Consider the following 2460-nt stretch of genomic DNA (forward strand, 5'->3'; position numbering starts at 1 on the left):
TCTACGTATCGGCCGCCTGTGGGGGCGTCGATCACCCCGCGGCGCGGGGGACCCCCAAACCCTTATCGTGGTCCGCCGCGGAGCCGCTCGTGCACCAGCTCCAGTGCCGCGCACGACCACCCGGTCCTTTTCCTTCTCGTCCTCGGTGAGCCGGTCACAGGGCAACTTCTGATCGGCCGGCGCGTGCTCGTGTTTCGTTCCAGCCAGGCAATATGAACGTGTTCGGCGGCGGTCTCCATGAACTCGGGGGTGCCGAGGTCGCGACCGGCGAGGTGACCGTCGAGGACGATATCGGTGGCTACCTTCGCCGACTCGTAGTTTTCCCGCACACTCGTGCGGGACGGGCTTGTCGCACGCACCGTCGAACCCGTCATGCCGCCGCGCGTCAGCTACGAGCTCACCGGCCTCGGCCGTGGTCTCACCGTGCCGATGCAGCAATTCCTGGACTGGATCCGCCTGCACATTCGATGTCATGGCCGCCCAGCGCCGCCACGACCGGAAGAGCTGACGGCACGGCGGTTCACCGGGAGTCGCGACCCGGACCCACGGGGAGGGGTTCTTCGTATCCGCGCGTGGCGCCTATGGTGCGAGGCGCTTCTTCACGGCTACGGAGTGAGTACGAATCACGCACTGGCACAATGGATTAAGCCGAAGCCGGCCGGCTCGCGACGATAAGGGGCGCGCTCGCCGAAAAGTATTTGTACGGACGCTATTCCGGTCAAATAATACTCTAGCAATATGGCTACCTATCCGTTACCGGCGGGTAGGGCGGGCGGTCGATCGATGCTGCGTCACCGGGGTTTACGAATCCATCGGGACGAGGGGATTTCGAGAGCCTCGCTATGTTCTTGTATATGAGCTGATCAATGGCAATTTTTCCGGATCTGGATGTCGTCTCCGGCCGGTATGTCACCCCGCTCCGATGCGGGAAAGACTCTCCGTAACTTCGGATTTACTTCTCGATTATTCGATGTTCGGACGATGTTCCAGCTAACCTGTGGTCGCTGTTTGGAAGACGACCGCGCCCATGGCTCTTTCGAGGACGTGGTCACGGTGCGTTGACGGGATGGCAGATGACTTCTGGGCTGGGTATCAGCATCGGTACGGTGAACGTGGTCTCGGCGCGGGTCGGGGCACAGGACGCGCGGCCGGTGGTCCGTACTCGACGGACCGCCGTCGGATTCGACAGCGGGGGCACCGCAAGACTCGGGGGGATCACCCGGTTCTCCACGGCGATCAACGAATTCGCCGATCTGGGCCGGAACCCCGAATCGGTGTACGTGGACGGGCGGATCTGGTCGCCGGCCACCATCTTCGCCTCGGTGGTCCAGGGTCTGGTGACCGCCGAACCGGCGGCCGGGGTGGTCGCCACCCACCCGGCCGGGTACAGCCGCAAACAACTCGGCCTCCTGCGGCAGAGCCTGGATCTCGCCGGGGTCGGTCACGTCGAGCTGGTCCCGGAGCCGGTGGCCGCCGCGCACTGGCTCGATACCGAACACGGGCCGTTGGATGCCGGGTTCGTCCTGGTCTACGACCTGGGCGGGAACAGTCTCGATGTCGCCGTGGTACGGACCGGGCCGGACTGGCCCGATCATCCGGTGGTAGGTAACGCGGTGCGGTCCTACGAATTCGGCGCCCGGCCCCTGGGCGCCATGATCGCGCGCTGTGCCGGCGATCGGGCCATCGGGCCGGTCGAACCGGGTACCGGTGCCGTATCGCTCATGTCCTTCGTGAACCCGGAGGGCCTGCGGCGTGAACACGTACGGGATTCCCTGGAGGTGGTCCGGGCCGCGGTGCGCTCGGCCGGTGTCGCGCTCTCCGATATCGATCGGGTGCTGGTGGTGGGCGGCGCCGCGCGACCCAGGCAGGTGGCCGAAACCCTCGCCGAACTGGGCCTGCCGGTGACCGTCGCCGCCGATTCGGGGCAGTGCGTCGCACTCGGTGCCGCCGCGATGGCGGCGGAGAGCGTGGCACCGGCGGTCGCGCACGGGTTGAAACATCCGCCGATCTTCTCCGGCGCCGCCCTCTTCTCGGCGGTCGCCATGTCCGCGGCCACCATCCTCGGCAGCGGCCCGGCGGATACCGAACATCTCGACCAGGACCGCGTTCCGCTGCAGAGTCCGGGGGCGGTGCAGTTCGAGATCCACGGTGAGGCCCGGGTGGAGCGGTCGGACACCGGATGGACGGTGTCCTATGCGCCGCTGCGCGCTCCCGCGGTGATCACACCCGCCGCGACGACACGGCCGTACGGGCCGTCGATGCCCGGTCGTGCACCCGCTCCGGCGCAGTCGGATCCCGAAGGGCCCGTGGACGCCGGGGCCGGAACACACCACACCCGCCAGGACGAACACCCCGAAACCCGGCCGCGGCACGATGATCCCGCGCGATTCGGCCATCCGCCGTTCGGGCCCGGCGGTGTCCGGCTTCCACCGCACACCGGCGCGGGCCCGGAGCGGCCCG

The 2460-nt window shown here is 67.6% G+C and carries 2 protein-coding genes; both read left to right on the forward strand.

Annotation, left to right across the window (positions count from 1 at the left end; translation table 11 throughout):
• The first annotated feature begins 333 nt into the window (after window positions 1-333).
• The gene (locus tag ACLML9_RS28440; RefSeq protein ID WP_411948380.1) at window positions 334-675 is read left to right on the forward strand and encodes a winged helix-turn-helix transcriptional regulator; all 342 of its coding nucleotides are present in this window, start codon (window positions 334-336) and stop codon (window positions 673-675) included.
• A 398-nt stretch (window positions 676-1073) separates the two neighbouring features.
• On the forward strand, window positions 1074-2460 hold a 1387-nt coding region (locus tag ACLML9_RS28445; RefSeq protein WP_411948381.1), incomplete at its 3' end, for an Hsp70 family protein.

This window comes from Nocardia sp. NPDC002869 (assembly GCF_046764065.1).
Taxonomy (GTDB): Bacteria; Actinomycetota; Actinomycetes; order Mycobacteriales; family Mycobacteriaceae; genus Nocardia; species Nocardia rhamnosiphila.